We start from the raw sequence: 21,374 nt of genomic DNA, 5'->3' as shown, positions 1-21,374 counted from the left end.
GGGATGAGTGAAGTGGAAGATGCTCGTCTGGGGGTTCTGGGGGCCGGGGTGATGGGCACCGGGATCGCCGTCGTGGCGATCGGCCACGGTATCCCGGTCGTGCTCGTCGACGTGTCGGAGGACAGGCTCGCCGACGCCCGGCGCCGTGTCGACACCCAGCTCCGGCACGCGCGGCTCATGGGCGTGGTGCCGGCGGAGGGGCCGGTGGCCGCTCTGGCGACGGCCACGGAGCTTGAGGCCGTCGCCGGCACCACCGCGGTCATCGAGGCGGTCACCGAGGACGCCGAGATCAAGGCGAAAGTGCTGGGCGAGGTGTCGAGGCTGGTCAAGACCGGCACGCCGCTGGTCTCCAACACCTCGGGCATCCCGATAGGGGAGCTGGAGAGATTCGTCGACCGCTCGGACGAGCTGGTCGGCATCCATTTCATGAACCCGGCCTACCTGATCACGATGGTGGAGGTGATCAGAGGCGACCGGACGAGCGACGAGACCATGACCGCGGTCACCGGGCTGCTGGCGCGGATGGGGCGCCGCGGGATCGTCGTCCGGGACGCCCCGGGGTTCGTCACGAGCAGGCTCCTCCACCCCATGATCAACGAGGCGGCGCGGATCGTCGCGGCTGGCGTGGCCACCGCCGAGTCGGTCGACGACCTGATGCGAGGCTGCCTCGGGCATCCCACCGGACCCCTGCGCACGGCCGACCTGATCGGACTGGACAACCTGGCCGACGCGCTGCGAATGCTGTGGGAGCGCACCGGCAACGCGAGTTTTCAGCCCTGTGAGCTGCTACTGGAAAAGGTGGCCGCAGGACATCTCGGACGCAAGTCCGGTAAGGGCTTCTACGACTACGAGAAGGTGCTCTCGTGAACACGGAATCAGAAGAGATGCTCCAGCCGACCCTCGACAGCGTCCATCGGCGGATCCGGGGGTTCCTCGAAGAGCGGATCAAGACGGACGTCGCCGTCGACAAGGATCTGTTCGCCTCCGGGCTCGTCAACTCGATGTTCGCCATGGAACTGGTCGTCTACCTGGAACAGGCGTACGGCATCGCCATCGTCGGGGAGGACCTGAAGCTCGACAACTTCCGCACCGTCGAGCAGATGACGTCCCTCGTGCTGCGGCTGCTCGACACACCGGTGGCGGATCGTGGCTGAGTGGCGCGCCGACGCGTGCGAAGGGGTCACACAGCTGGTCGGGGACCAGGCCTCGGCCTGGGACCTCGCCGGCGTCCTCCCCACCGAGACGCTCCGGGCCCTCGGCAAGCAGGGCCTGCTGTGCGCCGAGGTGCCGGTCGAATACGGCGGCATCGGCGCGGACAGCTCGGACAACGGCGCCTTCACCGCACACGTGGGCAGCCTGTGCAGTTCCCTGCGCAGTGTGATGACGTCACAGGGAATGGCGGCATGGACGATCAGGCGGCTCGGTGACGCCCGCCAGCGGCAGGAGTACCTGCCCAGGCTGACCGGTGGCGAGCTGGCCGCCGTCGCCTTCAGTGAACGTGACGCCGGCAGCGACGTGACGGCGATGGCCACCGAGATACGCGCCGACGGCGACACGGTGGTGGTCGACGGGCGGAAGGCGTGGACCACCGTGGCCCGCTACGCCGATTCGATCGTCGTATTCGGACGGTACGGGGACGCCGGCGCCGCCGTCGTCGTGCCCGCCGACGCTCCGGGAGTCACCATACGGCCGGTGCCCAACCCGAGCGGCTGCCGGGCCGCCGGGCACGCCGACGTCAGCCTCGACGCCGTCCGGCTGCCCGCGAGCGCCGTGCTCGGCGGCGGCGGACAGCAGCTCCAGTTGCTGGTCACCACGGCGCTGGCCTACGGCCGGATATCGGTGGCCTGGGGCTGCGTCGGAATCCTGCGTGCCTGCCTTTCGGCGGCGGGCTCGCACGCGAGGACCCGCCGGCAGTTCGGCCGGCCACTGGCGGAGCACCAACTCGTGGCCCGCCACCTCGCCGAACTCATGGCGGCCGAGCAGGCGGCGACCCGGGTCTGCGAGCACGCGAGCCGTTGCTGGGACGCGGGGTCGCCGGAGATGGTGATCGCCACGGTCCTGGCCAAGTACGTCGGCTCGACCGAGGCCGCACGCGGCGCGGCGGCGGCCGTACAGGTGCTGGCGTCGGCGGGGGCGCAGGACGGCCACGTGGTGGCACGGGCCTACCGGGACGCGAAGCTCATGGAACTCATCGAGGGCAGCACTGAGATCTGCCAGCTCATTCTCGCCCAGCACGCCGTCGCGCAGTCGCGCTGACCGAGACGAGGAGGACAGGTGCCCGACAAGACCGCGATGGTGAAATGCCTGGTGTGGGATCTGGACAACACGCTGTGGCAGGGGACCCTGCTGGAGGATGACGAGGTCCGGCTGCCGGAGTCCGTCCGTGAACTCATCCGGGTGCTCGACTCCCGGGGCGTCCTGCAGTCCGTCGCGAGCAAGAACGATCATGACCATGCCTGGGCGAAGCTTGAGGAGCTGGGCATCGCGGAATACTTCGTGCTGCCCCACATCAGCTGGTCGCCCAAGTCCGGCTCGATCCGGCGCATCGCGGAGGAGCTGAACTTCGCCCACGGCGCGGTGGCGTTCGTGGACGACCAGGCCGCGGAGCGGGCCGAGGTGGCGTTCCATCTTCCCGACGTACGGTGCTACTCGGCCGATCAGGTCGCGGAGCTGGCCGGACTGCCGGAGTTCAGCCCGGAGACGGTGACCGAGGACGCCCGGCGCCGGCGGGAGATGTACCAGGCCGGTTTCCGGCGGCAGGCCGCGAAGTCCGGCTTCACCGGTCCGGACGAGAAGTTCATCCGCTCGCTCGACCTGGTGATGCGCATCGAGCACGCGACCGTGGAGCACCTCGCCCGCGTCGAGGAGCTGACCCTGCGCACCAGCCAGATGAACGCCACCGGCGTGCACTACTCACAGGAGACGCTGGTCCGGCTGCTCGACGACCCCCGGCACCACGTCCTGGTCACCTCGTTGAGCGACCGTTTCGGGCCGCACGGCGCGGTCGGGGTCATTCTGCTGGAACTGGGCACAGAGGTGTGGCACCTGAAGCTGCTCGCCACGTCGTGCCGGGTGGTGTCCTTCGGCGCGGGCGCGGTGATCCTGCGCTGGCTGGTCGACCAGGCCGCGCGCGCCGGCGCGCACCTGGTGGCCGACTTCCGCCGGACCGACCGCAACCGGATGATGGAGATCGCCTACCGGTTCAGCGGGTTCGGCGGCGAGACCTGTCCGTGTCTGGAGAGGCTGCCCGTCTCCGACGTCGGCGGCCTGGAACGGCTTCACCTCGTCCCGACGCCGCAGGACCCGCCCGCCACGATGGACCTCATCGCACCGGATCTCGGGTCCTCACCCGAGATCCGGTTCTCAGATGTCCTCAGTCCTTCGCCCGTCGCCTAGCAGGGCGGTTCCGCCGGGCCTTTCTTGCGTACCAGGGTGATGCCGTCCGCCATCGGCAGCAGTGAGATGTCCACCCGGCGGTCCTCCCGGAGGAGGGCGTTGAACCCGCGGATGGCGTCGGTGTCCGCGTCCTGTGCCGCCGGGTCGGCGACCTTGCCGAAGAACAGGGTGTTGTCCACCACGATGAGCCCGTTGTCCTTGAGCAGCGCGAGGCCGGCCTCGTAGTACTTCGGATAGTTCGGTTTGTCGGCGTCGATGAACACCAGGTCGACCGACCCCGGCCCCTCGTCGACCAGCAGTGCGGCGAGGGTGTCCGACGCGTCGCCGATCCGCAGGTCGATCAGGTCGAACACGCCGGCTCGTCTCCAGTAGGGCGCTCCGAAGCGGGGCCACCGCTCGGTGATGTCGCAGGTGATTACGCGGCCTCCGGGGGCGACCGCGCGGGCCAGGCAGAGCGTGCTGTAGCCGGTGAAGGTGCCGACCTCCAGCACGGTCCGCGCGGAGGTGAGCCGGGCCAGCAGTCCCAGCAGTTGCCCCTCCTCGGCCATGACCTGCATCGCCCTGCCCGCGGGCAGGGCCGCGGTCTCCTCCCGGAGGGAGCGGAGGATCTCGTCCTCCCGTGACGACATCTCGTGAACGTAGTCTGACAACTCTGATGTGATCTGAAGCTGACCGGCCATTGCGCGAGCGTAAGGTCCCGCGCGCTGGTCATTTCCCCAGAGTCACGGACCACCTGGGCTTACGGCCCGCGCACCCGCCGGATCACAGGGCCGATGTCGGGAAGGTGACCGGCCGGGACGGTGCCGCGGTTACTAATGATTTTCAGGGAGCGCCGGGCTGAGACTGGGCCGATGTGGATGGAGCCTGTGAACTCGACGCGGCGATATGAGGCCGGATGGTGTGGCGCGCGGTGTCGGTGAAGGCGCCAAACCCCTGACCTCTCGCCCCCGTACCTTCCTGCCAGCCACGGATCCGTGTGTTCCCGCCGGCGAAGCGCACATGGCGGCGTTGTGATCGCCCGAGTTGATGAGTTCGTGCCGGTCGTCGAAAAGGGTTGAGCTGATATGGACAACGAAGCGAAACTCCGGGAATACCTCAAGCGGGCGACCGCGGATCTGCGGCGCACCCGGCAACGCGTCCACGACCTTGAAGAACAGCACCTGGAGCCGATCGCGATCGTCGGGATGACCTGCCGGTACCCGGGCGGCGTGTCATCGCCTGAGGACCTGTGGCACCTGCTCACAGAGGGCGGTGATCCGATATCCGAGCCGCCCGCCGACCGTGGCTGGGACCTTGACCGGCTTCGGGAGGAGTACGGCGGCGCCGTCCCGCAGTCGTTGTCCGGCGGGTTCCTGCGTGACGCGGCGGACTTCGACGCCGGCTTCTTCGGCATCTCCCCCCGGGAGGCGCTGGGCATGGATCCGCAGCAGCGGCTGCTGCTCGAAGCCTCCTGGGAGGCCGTCGAGCGGGCGGGCATCGACCCGGCCGCGCTACGGGGCAGCCAGACCGGGGTGTTCGTCGGCGCGATGTCGCCGGACTACCGCGACAACCTGCCGCACGACATCGACGCCTTCGGGCTCACGGGCACGGCGAACAGCGTGCTGTCCGGCCGGCTGTCGTACACGCTCGGCCTGGTCGGCCCGGCGGTGACGGTGGACACGGCCTGCTCGTCGTCCCTGGTCGCGCTGCACTGGGCCGCCCACTCGCTGCGCATGGCCGAGTGCACCCTGGCGCTCGCGGGCGGCGTGACGGTCATGTCGACGCCCAGCACCTTCATCGAGTTCAACCGCCAGGGCGGCCTGTCGCCCGATGGGCGATGCAAGGCGTACGCCGACGGCGCCGACGGCACGGGCTGGTCGGAGGGCGTGGGCGTGCTGGTGCTGGAGCGCCTGTCGGACGCGCGGCGTAACGGGCACCAGGTGCTGGCGGTCATCCGGGGTTCGGCGGTGAACCAGGACGGGGCGTCGAACGGTCTGACCGCGCCGAACGGTCCGTCGCAGCGGCGGGTGATCCGTGAGGCCCTGGCCGGCGCGCGGCTGTCGACGGCGGACATCGACGTGGTGGAGGGGCACGGGACAGGGACGACGCTGGGCGACCCGATCGAGATCGAGGCGTTGGTCTCCACGTTCGGCGAGGACCGGGATCGGCCCTTGCTGCTGGGTTCGGTGAAGTCGAACATCGGTCACACACAGGCGGCGGCGGGCATGGCCGGTGTGATCAAGATGGTCATGGCGATGCGGCACGGGGTGCTGCCGAAGACGTTGCACGTGGATACGCCGTCGTCGCGGGTGGACTGGTCCGCGGGCGTGCTGGAGCTGCTGACCGAGCAGCGGTCCTGGCCGGAGACCGGGCGGCCGCGCCGGGCGGGGGTGTCGTCGTTCGGGGTCAGCGGCACCAACGCCCACGTGGTGCTGGAGGAGGCGCCGCGGGCCGAGGCGGACGCGCCCGCGGAGGATCGGGCGCCCTCGGACGCGGGCGCGGTGCCGGTGCTGCTGTCGGGCCGGACGGAGGAGGCGCTGCGTGCCCAGGCGGCGCGTCTTCTCGCGCACCTGGACGGTGTGCCCGAGACGGCCGTGGTCGACGTGGCGTTCTCGCTGGCCACGACGAGGTCGGCGTTCGAGCACCGGGCGGGGGTTCTCGCCGCCGATCGCGCCGAGCTGCGCGCGGGATTGACGGCGCTGGCGGACGGCGGCGCCGCCGCCGGAGTGATCAAGGGCCGCGGCAGGCAGGCCAAGCTGGCGGTGTTGTTCACCGGTCAGGGCAGTCAGCGGGCGGGGATGGGCCGGGAGCTGTACCCGCGGTTCCCGGTGTTCGCGCAGGCGTTGGACGAGGTGGTCGCGGAGCTGGATCCGTTGCTCGGCGGGTCGTTGCGCGAGGTGTTGTTCGCCGAGCCGGGCACGGTTGAGGCGGGGTTGCTGGATCGGACCGGGTGGGCGCAGCCCGCGCTGTTCGCGGTGGAGACGGCGTTGTTCCGGCTGGTGTCCTCGTGGGGTGTCAAACCGGATGTGCTGGCCGGGCACTCGATCGGGGAGATCACCGCGGCTCATGTGGCGGGGGTTTTGTCACTGAAGGACGCGTGCGCGCTGGTGGCGGGCCGGGCGCGGTTGATGCAGGCGTTGCCGTCCGGTGGGGCGATGGTGGCGGTGCAGGCCTCGGAGGAGGACGTCGAGCCGTTGCTGGCCGGGCACGAAGGCGAGGTGTCGGTCGCGGCGGTGAACGGCCCGGCCTCGGTGGTGATCTCCGGGGCCGAGCAGCCGGTTCTCGACATCGCCGCCGTCCTGGCGGAGCGAGGGGTCAAGACCCGCCGGTTGCGAGTGTCGCACGCGTTCCATTCGCCGCTGATGGATCCGATGCTGGCCGACTTCCGCGCCCTGGCCCGGACGCTGACCTACGACCCGCCGCGGATTCCGGTGGTGTCGAACGTGACCGGGGAGACGGCCACGGCCGAGCGGTTGTGCTCGCCGGACTACTGGGTGGACCAGGTGCGTGGCGCGGTCCGGTTCGCCGACGGGGTGCGCACCCTGCGCGCCCAGGGTGTGCGGGCGTATCTGGAGCTGGGCCCGGACGGGGTGCTGACCGCGATGGCGGCCGACACCCTGGCCGCCGAAGCGAACCCGCGCGACACCGGCTCGACGCCGGATTCGCGGCTACGCGCCCAGAACTCCGGGTGGGAGCCGGACGAGGTGCTGGTGCCGGCGCTGCGCGGGGACCGGGACGAGCAGCGCGCGGTGATGTCGGCGCTGGCCGCCCTGCACGGGCGCGGGGTGCCGGTGGACTGGCACGCGGTTTTCCCCGGCGCCCGCCGGGTGGAGTTGCCCGCCTACGCCTTCCAGCGTGAGCGGTTCTGGCCGGACGGCGCGGGATCGCGGGTGAAAGACCTGACGGCGGCGGGCCTGACGGCTGCCCGGCACCCGCTGCTGGGCGTCGCCGTGGGGTTGGCCGACTCGGACGAGGCGCTGCTGATCGGGAGGTTGTCACCGAGGTCGCACCCGTGGCTGGCCGATCACCGGGTGGGCGGGCTGGTGGTGTTCCCCGGCACCGGGTTCGTCGAGCTGGCCGTGCGGGCGGGTGATCAGGTCGGCTGTGACGTGCTGGAGGAACTGACCCTGACCGCGCCGCTGGTGCTGGGCGAGGACGACGCCGTCACGGTGCAGGTGCGGGTGGGACCTGCGGACGGGGCCGGCCGCCGGGAGCTGAGCATTCACACCCGGCCGGTGGAGGCCGAAGATCACGATGACTGGGCACGGCACGCCGGCGGTGTGCTGGCGAGCAGTGATCACACCGCTGGGCTGAGCGATGTGGCCGGTACGCGCTTCGATACGGCGGTGTTCGATACGGCGGTGTTCGATACGACGGTGTGGCCGCCGCGGGGCGCGTCGGTGGTCGAACTGGACGGGTTGTACGACCGGCTGGCCCAGGACGGGCTGGGCTACGGACCGGTGTTCCAGGGCTTGCGGGCGGCGTGGCGGGGTGCGGACGGTGAGGTGTTCGCGGAGGTCGCCTTGCCCGGACAGGTGGCTGACGCGGGGTTGTTCGGGGTGCATCCGGCGTTGCTGGACGCGGCGCTGCACGCGGTGACGTTCGCCGGGCTGGACGATGCCGGGGGCGGCCGGTTGCCGTTCTCCTGGGAAGAGGTGTGTCTGCACGCCGGTGGCGCGTCGGTGCTGCGGGTGCGGCTGGCCAGGACCGGTGGCGACGCGGTCTCGGTGATCGCGGTGGACGGTGCGGGGGAGCCGGTGCTGTCGGCGCGCTCGCTGGCGCTGCGGCCGTTCTCGGCCGATGACCTGCCGGCCGCCGGCGGCCGGGGGCTCGGGCGGGACGCGCTGTTCCGCGTGGAGTGGACGGCGCTGCCGGATCGTGCCGTGGCCGGTGAGGTGCCGGTGGCGGTGCTGGGTTCGGAAGCGGCGGATGTCGTCGCCGCGTGGCGGCCGGGTGGGGATCCGGTTCCGGTTCATGTGGACCTGCCGTCGCTGGTGGAGGCGGGGCCGGTACCCGGGGTGGTGCTGACGCGGGTGGTCGTGGACCCGGCCGGGGAGATGACGGAGTCGGTTCACGAGTCGGCCGCTCGGGTGCTGGGCCTGCTGCAGGCGTGGCTGGCCGATGACCGGTTCGCCGATTCGCGTCTGGTGCTGGTGACCAGGGGCGCGGTGGCGGCGGGTGACGGCGAGGTGGTGGCCGATCTCGCGGCGGCGGCGGTGTGGGGTCTGGTGCGCAGCGCGCAGTCGGAGAATCCCGGCCGGTTCGTGCTGGTGGATATGGATGAGGAACCGGCGTTGCCGGGGGTGTTGGCCTCGGGTGAGCCGCAGGTGGCGGTGCGCGGGGGTGAGATGCGGGTGCCGCGCCTGGCGCGGGTGGCGTCCGGTTCCGGTCCGGGTGAGGACCGTGCCTGGGACCCGGAGGGAACCGTCCTGATCACCGGTGGGACCGGTGGTCTGGGGGCGTTGTTCGCGCGGCATGTGGTGGCCGAGCGGGGGGTGCGGCGTCTGCTGCTGGCCGGTCGCCGGGGTCTGGAGGCTCCGGGCGCGGTGGAGTTGCGGGCGGAGTTGGTCGCGCACGGGGTCGAGGTCGAGGTCGTGGCGTGTGACGTGGCCGATCGCGACCAGGTGGCGGGTCTGCTGGCGCGGGTTCCGGCCGATCATCCGTTGACCGCGATCATCCATACCGCGGGTGTGCTGGATGACGGGACGATTCCGTCGTTGTCGCCGGAGCGGTTGGACGCGGTGTTGCGGCCGAAGGTGGACGCGGCCTGGCATCTGCACGAGCTGACCCAGGACATGGATCTCGCGGCGTTCGTGGTGTTCTCGTCGGTGGCGGGGACGATCGGGGCTTCCGGTCAGGGTAACTACGCGGCGGCGAACGCGTTCCTGGACGCGCTGGCGGAGTTTCGGCGGGCCGAGGGGCTGGCGGGGTTGTCGCTGGCGTGGGGTCCGTGGGCGCAGGAGGCCGGGATGACCGGCGGGCTGGATGAGGCCGATCTGCGGCGGATGGCGCGGGCCGGGATGCCGGCGCTCGCCCCGGAGCAGGGGGTCGCGCTGTTCGACGCGGCCGTCGGCTCGGGTGAGCCGGTCGTGGCCCCGGTCCGGCTCGACCTGGCGGCGCTGCGGGCGCATGGCGAGGTGCCGCATCTGCTGCGCGGGCTTGTGCGGGACCCGCGCAGGTCGGCGGCGTCGATGACCGCGGCCGGTGACGGCACCCTGGTCCGGCGGCTGGCCGGCCTGGAGCGCGCCGATCGTGTCCGGGTCTTGGCGGACCTGGTGCGGGCCGAGGTGGCGCTGGTGCTGGGGCACGCCTCACCGAAGACCGTGGACGTCCGGCGGGAGTTCCGCGAGCTGGGCTTCGACAGCCTCACCGCGGTGGAGTTGCGCAACCGGCTGAACGCGGTGACGGGGTTGCGCCTGCCGGCCACGCTGGTGTTCGACCACCCCACGCCCGCCGTTCTGGCGGAGTTCCTGCTGGACGAGGTGCTGGGCGAGCAGGACGTGGCCGTTCCGGCCACGGTCGCGCCGGTCGCCGACGACCCGATCGCGATCGTCGGGATGAGCTGCCGCTACCCGGGGGGCGTCACCTCACCGGAGGACCTGTGGCGGCTGGTGGTCGAGGGCCGGGACGCGATCACGGGATTTCCGGTCAATCGCGGCTGGGACCTGGACGCGCTCTACCATCCGGACGCCGACCACGCGGGCAGCTCGTACACCAGACAGGGCGGTTTCCTGCACGACGCGGCGGAGTTCGACGCGGACTTCTTCGGGATGAGCCCGCGGGAGGCCCTGGCGACGGACACCCAGCAGCGACTCCTGCTGGAGACCTCGTGGGAAGCCGTCGAGCGGACCGGAATCGATCCGGTCACGCTCCGGGGCAGCCGGACGGGCGTGTTCGCCGGGGTGATGTACACCGACTACAGCGGGATGCTGGGCGCGGGCGAGTTCGAGGGCTACCGGGGCACCGGGACCGCCGCGAGCGTCGTCTCCGGCCGGGTGTCCTACACGCTGGGCCTGGAGGGCCCGGCCGTGACGGTCGACACGGCCTGCTCGTCCTCGCTGGTCGCGGTGCATCTGGCCGCGCAGGCGCTGCTCTCGGGTGAGTGCACGCTCGCGCTGGCCGGGGGGGTGACCGTGATGGCCACCCCCGGACCGTTCGTGGAGTTCTCCCGGCAGCGGGGGCTGTCCGCGGACGGGCGGTGCAAGTCGTTCGCGGACGGCGCGGACGGCGTCAGCTGGGCCGAGGGCGTCGGGGTGCTGGTGCTGGAGCGCCTGTCGGACGCCCGGCGCAACGGTCACCACGTGCTGGCGGTGCTGCGCGGTTCGGCGATCAACCAGGACGGCGCGTCCAACGGGCTGACCGCGCCGAACGGCCCCTCCCAGCGGAGGGTGATCCGCCAGGCCCTGGCCGGAGCGCGGCTGTCCCCGGCCGACGTGGACGTGGTGGAGGGGCACGGGACCGGGACCACCCTGGGTGATCCGATCGAGGCGCAGGCGCTGCTGGCCACCTACGGTCAGGGCCGGCCCGGGGACCGCCCGCTGCTCCTCGGGTCGATCAAGTCGAACATCGGCCACACCCAGGCGGCCGCGGGTGTCGCGGGCGTGATCAAGATGATCATGGGAATGCGGCACGGCATCGTGCCCAGGACGTTGCACGTCGACGCGCCGTCCTCGCACGTGGACTGGACCGCGGGCGCGGTGGAGCTGCTGACCGAGGCGCGAGAGTGGCCGGAGACGGACCACCCGCGCCGGGCCGCGGTGTCGTCGTTCGGCTTCAGCGGCACCAACGCTCATCTCATCATCGAGCAGGACACCGCCGAGCGGGCTCCGTCGGCCGAGGGGGCGGCACCCTCGGCCGTCGAGCCGCCGATGGCGGGCCTGCCGGTGCCGCTGCCGGTCTCGGGCAGGACGGAGCAGGCGGTGCGGGAGCAGGCCGCGCGGCTGCTGTCCCATCTGGAAGGCCGTCCCGAGGTGCCGCTGGCCGACGTGGCGTTCTCGCTGGCGACCACCCGTTCCCCCTTCGAGCACCGGGCCGCCGTGCTGGCCGAGGACCACGCCGGAGCGCTGGCCGGGTTGCGCGCGCTGGCCGGCGGCCGGGCCGCGCCGGGAGTCGCACGCGGCCAGGCCGGGTACGACCAGAAGCCGGCGTTCCTGTTCACCGGCCAGGGTGCTCAGCGAGTGGGCATGGGCCTGGAGACCTACGAGCGGTTCCCGGTGTTCGCCGAGGCCCTTGAAGGCGTGCTCGCGGCGCTGGCCCCCCGGATGGCTCCCTACCTGGACCGTCCGCTGCGGGAGGCACTGTTCTTCGACGCCGAACTGCTCGACCGCACGGCGTACACGCAGCCTGCGCTGTTCGCCCTGGAGGTCGCGCTGTACCGGCTGGTGGAGTCGTGGGGCGTGCGCCCGGCCGCGCTGGCGGGGCACTCGATCGGGGAGCTCGCCGCGGCGCACGTCGCCGGGGTGCTGACGCTGGAGGACGCCTGCGCGCTGGTGGCCGCGCGGGGCCGGTTGATGCAGGCGCTCCCGGCCGGCGGCGCGATGGTGGCGATCCAGGCCGGCGAGGAGGAGATCCGCCAGGCGCTGGCCGGGCGCGAGGGCGAGGTGTCCGTCGCGGCGGTCAACGGCCCGGCGTCGGTGGTGATCGCCGGGGCCGAGGCCGCGGTGCTGGAGGTCGCCGCCGGGTGGGCCGCCAGGGAGCGCAGGACCAAGCGGCTGCGGGTGTCGCACGCGTTCCACTCTCCGCTGATGGAGCCGATGCTCGCGGAGTTCCGGGCGGTCGCCGAGACGGTGTCGTACGCGCCCCCGCGAATCCCGGTGATCTCCAACGTGACCGGCGGGTTCGCCACGGACGAACTGTGCTCACCGGCCTACTGGGTGCGGCACGTGCGGGAGACGGTCCGGTTCCGCGACGGCGTGCGGGAGCTGCACCGGGCGGGCGTGACCGCGTTCCTGGAGATCGGGCCGGACGGCGTGCTGACCGCGATGGCCCAGGACGCCCTTCCCGCGGAGGCGGACGCGCTGCTGCTGCCCGTGCTGCGCGGCGACCGCGACGAGAGCACCGCCCTCATGACCGCGCTGGCCGAGCTGCATGTGAACGGCGTGCGCGTCGACTGGTCGGCCCTGCTCCGCGGGGCCCGCCGGGTGGACCTGCCGACGTACGCGTTCCAGCATGAGTCGTTCTGGCCGGAGCCGCCGCCGGCGGTGAACGAAACGGCCGCCGATCCGGCGGACGCGCGGCTCTGGGACGCGGTCGGGCGTGGCGACGCCGGGGACGTGGCCGCGATCCTCGGCCTGCGCGACGAACACTCCTCCTCACTGGACACCCTGCTCCCGGCCCTGTCGTCGTGGCGGCGGAGCCGGAGCGAGGCGTCGACGCTCGACTCCTGGCGCTACCGGGTGGAGTGGAAGCCCCGACGTACGCCCCCTCTCGCCGTGCTGGAGGGCACCTGGCTGGTGGTGACCGCCGACGGGATCGCGGACGGCGACGTGGTCGCCGCGCTGGACGGTCACGGGGCGCGAGTGGAGCGGCTCGTGCTGGACGGGACGGACACCGACCCTGCGTCGCTCGTGGCCCGGCTCCGGGAGACGGGCGAGATCTCCGGGGTGCTGTCGACGCTCGCGCTGGCGGAGGCGCCAGCCGCGGACGGCGGGGCGGTGTCGAGCGGTCTCGTGCGCACGGTCGCGCTCCTGAGGGCGCTCGGCGACGCGGAGATCGGCGCGCCACTGTGGTGCGTCACCCGGGGCGCCGTGTCCGCGGCTCCCGGCGATCGAGTGACCTGCCCGGTCCAGGCGCAGGTATGGGGTATGGGCCGGGTCGCGGCCCTGGAGCATCCGGAGCGGTGGGGCGGCCTGGTCGACCTGCCCGAGGTCGTCGACGGGCGTGCCGCCCAGGGGCTGGCGAGCGTGCTGGCGGGCCTGGACGGCGAGGACCAGGTGGCGGTGCGGGCGTCGGGCGTGTTCGGCCGGCGGCTGCGGCGTCATCCGGCCGCGCCCGATCCGGCCGGCTCCTCCGGCGGCACCGCGCCGGGGTCCGGCGGGACGGTGCTGATCACCGGTGGGACCGGCGCCCTGGGCGCGGCCACCGCGCGGTGGCTGGTACGCGGCGGCGTCACGCACCTGGTGCTGACCAGCCGGCGCGGCATGGACGCCCCCGGGGCGCCGGAGCTGCGCGACGAACTGCTCGCGCTGGGGGCCGAGGTGAGCGTGGTCGCCTGTGACGTGGCCGATCGCGACGCGCTGGCCGTCGTGCTGGCCGCGATCCCGGCCGAGCACCCGCTCACCGGGGTGGTCCACGCGGCCGGGGTGGGTCAGGCCGCCGCGCCGCTCGGGCAGGCGGATGCCGCCGGACTCGCCGAGGTGATGACGGCGAAGGCGGCCGGCGCCGCCAACCTGGACGACCTGCTCGGAGATCGTGAGCTCGACTTCTTCGTACTGTTCTCCTCGATCGCCGGGGTGTGGGGCAGCGCGGGGCAGGGCGCCTACGCGGCGGCCAACGCCTATCTCGACGCGCTGGCCGAGCACCGGCGTGCGCGGGGTCTCGCCGCGACGTCGGTGGCCTGGGGCGCGTGGGCCGAAGCCGGCATGGCCACGACCGAGGGCATGGCCGACTACCTGCTCAGGCGCGGGCTGGCCGCGCTGCCGCCCGACCTCGCGATCGGCGAGCTGAGCCGGGCCGTCGGCGGCCGGGACGCGGTGGTGACGGTCGCCGACGTCGACTGGGACCGGTTCCATCCGATCTTCACCTCGACCCGGCCCAGCCGGCTGTTCGGCGAGCTCGCGGAGGTCAGGGCACAGCACGAGACCGAGGACGGGGCCGGCGCCTCCGGCGCCCCCGAATTCGTCGCGCGGCTGCGGCACCTGACGGAGAAGGAGCAGCGGCGCGGGCTGCTGGATCTGGTGCGCACCGAGGTGGCGGCCGTGCTGCGGCACGCCTCGGCCGAGGTGGTCTCCGAGCGGCGCGCCTTCCGCGAGCTGGGGTTCGACTCGCTGACCGCGGTGGAGCTGAGAAAACGGCTGGTCGCGGTGACCGGCCTGGCGTTGCCGAGCACACTGGTGTTCGATCACCCGAACCCGGCCGCGCTGGTGGAGTTCCTGCGCTCACAGATCGCGGGCACGGCGGGCACGGCGGACGCCGACGCCGCCGGAGCCCCGGTCGCCGCCCACACCGACGAACCGATCGCGATCATCGGGATGGCCTGCCGGTTCCCCGGCGGCGTCGGCTCTCCGGAACAGCTGTGGGAACTGGTGACCGACGGGGGCGACGCGATCTCCGGATTCCCCGCCGACCGGGGCTGGGACGCGGAAGGGCTCTACGACCCCGACCCCGATCACTCCGGCACGACGTACTCGGTCGAAGGGGGGTTCCTGCACGACGCCGGCGACTTCGACCCCGGGTTCTTCGGGATCTCACCGCGCGAGGCGCTGACCATGGACCCGCAGCAGCGGCTGCTGCTGGAGACCGCGTGGGAGGCCATCGAGCGGGCCGGGATCGATCCCTTCGCGCTGCGCGGCCACCCGACCGGCACGTTCATCGGCTCCAGCTACCAGGAGTACGGCTCGGACGCCGCCGACGCCGAGGGGCACCAGGTCACCGGCACCATCCCGAGCGTGCTGTCCGGCCGGGTGTCGTACGTACTCGGCCTGGAAGGGCCTGCGGTCACGGTCGACACGGCATGCTCGTCGTCGCTGGTGGCGCTGCACCTGGCCTGTCAGTCACTGCGCAACGGCGAGAGCTCGCTCGCCCTGGCGGGCGGCGTGACGGTGATGACCACCCCGGCCGCCTTCGTGGCGTTCAGCCGCCAGCGGGCCCTGGCCGCCGACGGCCGGTGCAAGGCGTTCTCCGACGCGGCCGACGGGATGAGCCTGGCAGAAGGGGTCGGCCTGCTCCTGGTGGAGCGGCTGTCCGACGCGCGGCGCAACGGCCACCCGATCCTGGCGGTGGTGCGCGGTTCGGCGGTGAACCAGGACGGCGCGTCCAACGGGCTGACCGCGCCCAACGGTCCCTCCCAGCAGCGGGTGATCCGGAAGGCCCTGGCAGGCGCGCGGCTGTCCCCGGCCGAGGTCGACGCGATCGACGCGCACGGCACGGGTACGGGCCTGGGCGACCCCATCGAGGTCCAAGCGCTCCTCGCCACGTACGGGCAGGACAGGGAGCGCCCGCTCCTGCTCGGGTCGGTCAAGTCGAACATCGGCCACACCCAGTCCGCGGCGGGCGTGGCCAGCGTGATCAAGATGGTCATGGCGATGCGGAACGGGGTGCTGCCCAAGACGTTGCACGTGGGCACGCCCTCGACCCACGTGGACTGGACGGCGGGCGCGGTCGAGCCGCTGACCGAGGCCACGCCGTGGCCGGAGACCGGACGGCCGCGCCGTGCCGCCGTGTCCTCCTTCGGGATCAGCGGCACGAACGCCCACGCGATCCTCGAACAGGCGCCGGACGCGCAGGAGCCGGTCGGCGAGGTCGCGCTCGCCGGTCCCGACGGCCGTGAGGATTCCGCGGCCGCGGCTCCCGGCCGCGTTCCCGTTCCTGCGCTCGGCGCGGTGCCGTGGGTGGTGTCTGGCAGGACGGCGGAGGCGTTGCGCGCGCAGGCGCGACGGCTCGCCTCGCACGTCGCCGACCACGATGCCGACCACGTCGCCGACCACGGTGCCGGCCGCGATGAGCTCGATCCGGCCGCGGTGGGCTTCTCGCTGGTGACGTCGAGGTCGGCGTTCGAGCACCGCGCGGTCGTAGTGGGCGGTGACCGCGAGTCGCTCTCCGCCGCGATGGGCGCGGTGGCCGCGGGCGAGCCCGCGCCGGGTGTGATCCAGGGCGTGGCGGACGCCGAGGGCAAGACGGTCTTCGTGTTCCCCGGCCAGGGCGCGCAGTGGGCCGGTATGGGCGCCCGGTTGCTTGAGCAGTCCCCGGTGTTCGCCGAACGTGTCGCCGAGTGCGCCCTCGCCCTGAGCCGGTATGTCGACTGGTCGCTGATCGACGTGCTGCGCCAGGTGGAGGGAGCGCCGTCGCTGGACCGGGTGGACGTCGTGCAGCCGGTGTCGTTCGCGGTGATGGTCTCGCTCGCGGCGATGTGGCGCGCTCACGGGGTGGAGCCCGACGCGGTGATCGGGCACTCTCAGGGGGAGATCGCCGCCGCCTGCGTGGCGGGCGCGCTGTCCCTGGACGACGCCGCGAGGGTGGTGGCGGTGCGCAGCCAGGCCATCGGACGGCGGCTGGCCGGCGCCGGAGGGATGATGTCGGTCTCGCTTCCGCTGCCCGACGTCGAGGAGAGACTGCGCTCTTGGGACGAGCGGATCTCGGTCGCGGCGGTCAACGGGCCGCGTTCGGTCGTGGTGTGCGGCGAGCCCGGCGCGCTCGACGAGCTGTCGGAGCGGTTGACCGAGGAGGGGGTGCGCTCCAGGCGGGTCGCGGTCGACTACGCCTCGCACTCGGCCCACGTCGAACGCCTCCAGGAGGAGCTGCCGCGAGCCCTGTCGGAGATCCGGCCGGAGCGGGCCGAGGTTCCCTTCCTGTCCACGGTGACCGGGGAGTGGCTGGACGGCACGGAGCTGGACGCGGACTACTGGTACCGCAACCTGCGGCGGGCCGTCCGGTTCGAACCCGCTGTGCGATGCCTGCTGGCCGCCGGGCACCGGGCGTTCATCGAGGTCAGCCCGCACCCGGTGCTGACGGGCGCGATCCAGGAGACGGCCGAGGAGACGGGCGGGACCTCGGCGGTGGTCACCGGGACCCTGCGCCGCGACCAGGGCGGCACGGAACGCTTCCTCACCTCCCTGGCGGAGGTGTTCGTGCGCGGCGTGCCGGTCGACTGGAGAACGGTCTTCGACGGCACGGGCGCCCGCCGGGTGGAACTACCGACGTACGCCTTCCAGCGGGAACGGTTCTGGATACGGCGCGCCGAGGCGCCGACGGCCGGCGCGGCGGACCCGGCGGACGAGCGGTTCTGGGCGGCGGTGGAGCGGGAGGACCTCGACTCGCTGGCCTCGGGACTGGACGTGGGCACGGGGACACTGGCCGCGGTGGTACCCGCGCTGTCCTCTTGGCGCCGCCGGCAGCGGGCCCGGTCCACCGTGGACTCCTGGCGCTACCGCGTCGCCTGGCGGCCGGTGATCGGCCCCGCCTCCACCTCCCTGTCGGGCACGTGGCTGCTCGTCACCCCGGAGGGCCTGGAGGGCGACGACGTCGCGGACGCGCTCACCGCGCACGGCGCGCGGGTCCGCAGGGTCGCGCTCGACGAGTCGTGCACCGACCGGGCCCTGCTGGCGCGCGTGCTGTCCGGTCCGCCGTCCGGCGCACCGGACGGTGACGGTGCGCTTGGCGACGCCGGGGGACCGGGCGCCTCGCCCGGCGAGGAAGAGCACATCTCCGGCGTCGTGTCCCTGCTCGCCCTCGCCGAGCAGCCCGCCGACCGCTACCCGGAGCTGGCCGTCGGTCTGGCACTCACCGTCGCGCTCGTGCAGGCCCTGGGCGACGCGGAGATCGACGCGCCCCTGTGGTGCCTCACCACGGGCGCGGTCTCCACCGGCCGGTCTGACCAGGTGACCAACCCCGTCCAGGCTCAGGTCCACGGCGTGGGCTGGACGGCCGCGCTGGAGCACCCGCGACGATGGGGCGGCCTGGTCGACCTGCCGGGGACGCTCGACCAGCGCGCGGCGCGGCGGCTGGCGGGCGTCCTCGCGGGCGGCGGCGGCGAGGACCAGCTCGCGATCCGGCCCTCCGGCCTGTTCGCCAGACGGGTGGTGCCGGCGCCGGTATCGGCGGCGGATCGAGAGCCGGCACGCGGCTGGGCGCTGCGCGGGACCACCCTGGTGACCGGCGGCACCGGAACGCTCGCCCCGCACCTGGCCCGCCGGCTCGCGGCCGAGGGGGCCGAGCACGTGGTGCTGACCAGCCGCCGTGGCATGGACGCCCCCGGCGCGGCCGAACTGCTGGCCGAGCTGGCCGAACTCGGCACGACCGCCACGACGGTGGCGTGCGACGTGTCCGACCGCGACTCCGTCGCCGGTCTGCTCGCGCGGCTGCGGGCGGAGGGCCACGTCGTCCGTACGGTGGTGCACACCGCCGCCTCCATCGAGCTGCACACCCTGCAGGACACCACCATGGAGGCGTTCGCCGAGGTGGTACGGGCCAAGGTCGTCGGCGCCCGGCACCTGGACGAGCTGCTGGACGCGGACGAGCTCGACGCCTTCGTGCTGTTCTCCTCGACGGCGGGGATGTGGGGCAGCGGGCGGCACGCGGCCTACGTGGCGGGCAACGCCTTCCTCGGCGCGCTGGCGGAGAACCGGCGTGCCCGGGGGTTGCCGGCCACGTCGATCTCCTGGGGCATCTGGTCGGACGACCGCGATCTCGGCCGGGTCGATCCCGAGCAGATCCGGCGCAGCGGGCTCGTGTTCATGGAGCCGGACCTGGCGCTCGAAGGGTTCCGGCAGGCGCTGGCCGGCGAGGAGACCGTGCTGGCCATCGCCGACATCGACTGGGAGCGGTACCTCCCGGTCTTCACCTCGGCGCGGCCGAGCCGGCTGTTCAGCGAGGTGCCCGCGGTACGGCGGCTGGCCGAAACCGCCGGGCGGCCGGCCGTCGCCGCGAGCGACGGGGAATTCGTCACCCGGCTGCGCGGGCTGCCGGCGTCCGAGCGGGACCGCCGGCTGCTGGAGCTGGTGCGCACCCAGGCGGCGACCGTGCTGGGCCACGCCTCGGCCGACGCCGTCGCCGGGCGGCAGGCGTTCCGCGACATGGGCTTCGACTCGGTGACCGCGGTCGATCTGCGCAACCGGCTGGCCGGCGCGACGGGCCTGGCACTGCCCAGCACGCTGGTGTTCGACCACCCGAACCTGGAGGCGCTGGCGGAGTTCCTGCGCGCCGAGATCGCCGGAACGCAGGCCGGGCCGGCGGCCGTGGCAGGCCCGGCGCGGGCCGCCTCGGACGAGCCGATCGCGATCATCGGGATGGCCTGCCGCTACCCGGGTGGGGTCCGCTCACCGGAGCGGCTGTGGCAGGTCGTGGTCGACGGGGTCGACGCGATCTCCGGATTCCCCGCCGACCGCGGCTGGGACGCGGAGGGGCTCTACGACCCCGACCCGGGCCGGTCCGGCAAGACGTACTCCACGTGGGGCGGCTTCCTCCACGACGCGGCGGAGTTCGACGCCGACTTCTTCGGGATCTCGCCCCGGGAGGCGCTGGCGATGGATCCGCAGCAGCGGCTGTTGCTGGAGACGGCCTGGGAGGCCGTTGAGCGGGCCGGGATCGCCCCCTCGTCGCTGCGCGGCAGCCTGACCGGCACCTTCATCGGGTCCAGCTATCAGGACTACGGCCTGGCGATGGCCGGGGGGAGAGAGGGCCTGGAAGGCCATCTGATCACCGGCACCATCTCAAGCGTGCTGTCCGGCCGGGTGTCGTACCTGTTCGGGCTGGAGGGCCCGGCCGTCACGCTGGACACGGCGTGCTCGTCGTCACTGGTGGCGCTGCACCTGGCCTGTCAGTCGCTGCGCGACGGTGAGAGCTCGCTGGCGCTGGCCGGTGGGGTGACCGTGATGTCCACCCCCGATGCCTTCATCGGGTTCAGTCGGCAGCGGGCGATGGCCCCCGACGGTCGGTGCAAGGCGTACTCCGACTCGGCGGACGGGATGAGCCTGGCCGAGGGGGTCGGGCTGCTGCTGGTGGAGCGGCTGTCCGACGCCGAGCGCAACGGGCACCCGATCCTCGCGGTCATCCGCGGGTCGGCGATCAACCAGGACGGCGCGTCCAATGGGCTGACCGCGCCGAACGGCCCGTCGCAGCAGCGGGTGATCAGGCAGGCGCTGGCCAACGCCGGGCTCTCAGCGGTGGACGTCGACGCCGTGGAGGGCCACGGGACCGGTACGGCGCTGGGCGACCCGATCGAGGTACAGGCGCTGCTCGCGACCTACGGACAGGACCGGGACCCGGACCGCCCGCTGCTGCTGGGGTCGGTCAAGTCCAACATCGGGCACTCCCAGATGGCCTCCGGCGTCGCCGGCGTGATCAAGATGGTCATGGCGATGCGGCACGGCCTGCTGCCCAGGACCCTGTACGCGGACACCCCGTCGTCGCACGTGGACTGGACCGCGGGCGCCATCGAACTGCTCAGCGAGCCGAGGGAATGGGTACGCGCCGGGCATCCGCGCCGGGCCGCGGTGTCGTCGTTCGGGCTCAGCGGCACCAACGCCCACATGGTGCTGGAGGAGGCGCCGCCCGCCGCCGCACGTGCGGGGACGGCCGAGCCCGTCGTCGTTCCCGTGCTGGTGTCGGGCAAGAACGAGCAGGCCCTGCGCCACCAGGCGGGGCGGCTGCTGTCCCTGCTGGAGGAGTCGCCCGGTCTCCACCCCACAGACGTCGCCTTCTCCCTGGCGACCTCGCGGTCGCACCTCGACCAGCGTGCGGCGCTGGTCGGGCGGGAGCGTCGGGAGATCGTCGACGGGTTGCGGGCGCTGGCCGAAGAGCCGCCGGACGGCGCCGCCGTTCCGGGGGGCGTCGCGCGCGGCACCGCCGTCCGCGGCTCGCTGGCCTTCATGTTCACCGGCCAGGGCGGCCAGCGCGCGGAAATGGGCCGCGAGCTGTACGGTCGCTTCCCGGCGTTCGCGGACGCGCTCGACGAGGTGCTGTCCCACCTGGACACGGACCTGGACCGCCCGTTGCGCGAGGTGCTGTTCGCCCCCGCGGGTACGGCGGAGGCCGCCCTGCTGGATGAGACCGGCTACACCCAGCCGGCGTTGTTCGCCTTCGAGGTGGCCCTGTTCCGGCTGCTCGAATCGTGGGGCATCAGACCCGACCACCTCACGGGCCACTCGGTCGGGGAGATCGCCGCGGCGCACGTCGCCGGTGTGCTGTCGCTGCCGGACGCGTGCACCCTGGTGGCGGCCCGCGCCCGCCTGATGCAGGCGCTGCCCGCCGGTGGGGCGATGGCCGCCCTTGAGGCCCGCGAGGAGGAGGTGCTCCCGCTGCTGGCCGGGCGCGAGGACCAGGTGTCGATCGCGGCGGTCAACGGC

General features: G+C 73.1%; 6 protein-coding genes (1 of these 6 only partly in view). 5 read left to right on the top strand and 1 reads right to left on the bottom strand.

From position 1 onward, the window contains the following. The first annotated feature begins 12 nt into the window (after window positions 1-12). The 4 genes from ACFQVD_RS15235 to ACFQVD_RS15220 are packed head-to-tail and all read left to right on the top strand — an operon-like array spanning window position 13 to window position 3,396. Window positions 13-867 (top strand): 3-hydroxyacyl-CoA dehydrogenase family protein, encoded by an 855-nt coding sequence (locus ACFQVD_RS15235; protein ID WP_343980677.1) that lies wholly within the window; start codon window positions 13-15, stop codon window positions 865-867. Beyond that, complete coding sequence (locus tag ACFQVD_RS15230) at window positions 864-1,154, top strand: acyl carrier protein (protein ID WP_343980674.1); 291 nt, start codon at window positions 864-866, stop codon at window positions 1,152-1,154. Before ACFQVD_RS15235 ends, ACFQVD_RS15230 begins: the two co-directional genes overlap by 4 nt. After that, a complete protein-coding gene (locus ACFQVD_RS15225) occupies window positions 1,147-2,256 on the top strand; it encodes an acyl-CoA dehydrogenase family protein (RefSeq protein WP_343980671.1) in 1,110 nt (369 codons plus the stop codon). The genes ACFQVD_RS15230 and ACFQVD_RS15225 overlap by 8 nt, the downstream gene beginning before the upstream one ends. Before the next feature lie 18 nt (window positions 2,257-2,274). Next, window positions 2,275-3,396, top strand: coding sequence for an HAD-IIIC family phosphatase (locus tag ACFQVD_RS15220; RefSeq protein ID WP_343980668.1), 1,122 nt, complete (start codon window positions 2,275-2,277; stop codon window positions 3,394-3,396). Here the strand turns inward: ACFQVD_RS15220 and ACFQVD_RS15215 are convergent. After that, a complete protein-coding gene (locus tag ACFQVD_RS15215) occupies window positions 3,393-4,025 on the bottom strand; it encodes an O-methyltransferase (RefSeq protein WP_343980665.1) in 633 nt (210 codons plus the stop codon). The two genes, ACFQVD_RS15220 and ACFQVD_RS15215, sit on opposite strands and share 4 nt — an antisense overlap. A gap of 435 nt (window positions 4,026-4,460) precedes the next feature. On the opposite strand from ACFQVD_RS15215, the gene ACFQVD_RS15210 reads away from it, so the two are divergent. After that, window positions 4,461-21,374: the 5' portion of a type I polyketide synthase gene (locus ACFQVD_RS15210; RefSeq protein ID WP_386271350.1), read on the top strand. 12,006 nt of this gene lie beyond the right edge of the window; only the first 16,914 of its 28,920 coding nucleotides appear in the window; the start codon lies at window positions 4,461-4,463; its stop codon lies off the right edge, out of view.

It is taken from the genome of Streptosporangium amethystogenes subsp. fukuiense (assembly GCF_042665875.1).
In the GTDB taxonomy this organism is placed as follows: Bacteria; Actinomycetota; Actinomycetes; order Streptosporangiales; family Streptosporangiaceae; genus Streptosporangium; species Streptosporangium fukuiense.
The sequence above is the reverse complement of the archived record's forward strand: the minus strand, read 5'-3'. Positions and strand labels throughout refer to the sequence as shown.

Coding starts and splice junctions, on each gene's coding strand:
- ACFQVD_RS15215 (WP_343980665.1), bottom strand. CDS start 4,025: ATGTCGTCACGGGAGGACGAGATCCTCCGCTCCCTCCGGGAGGAGACC.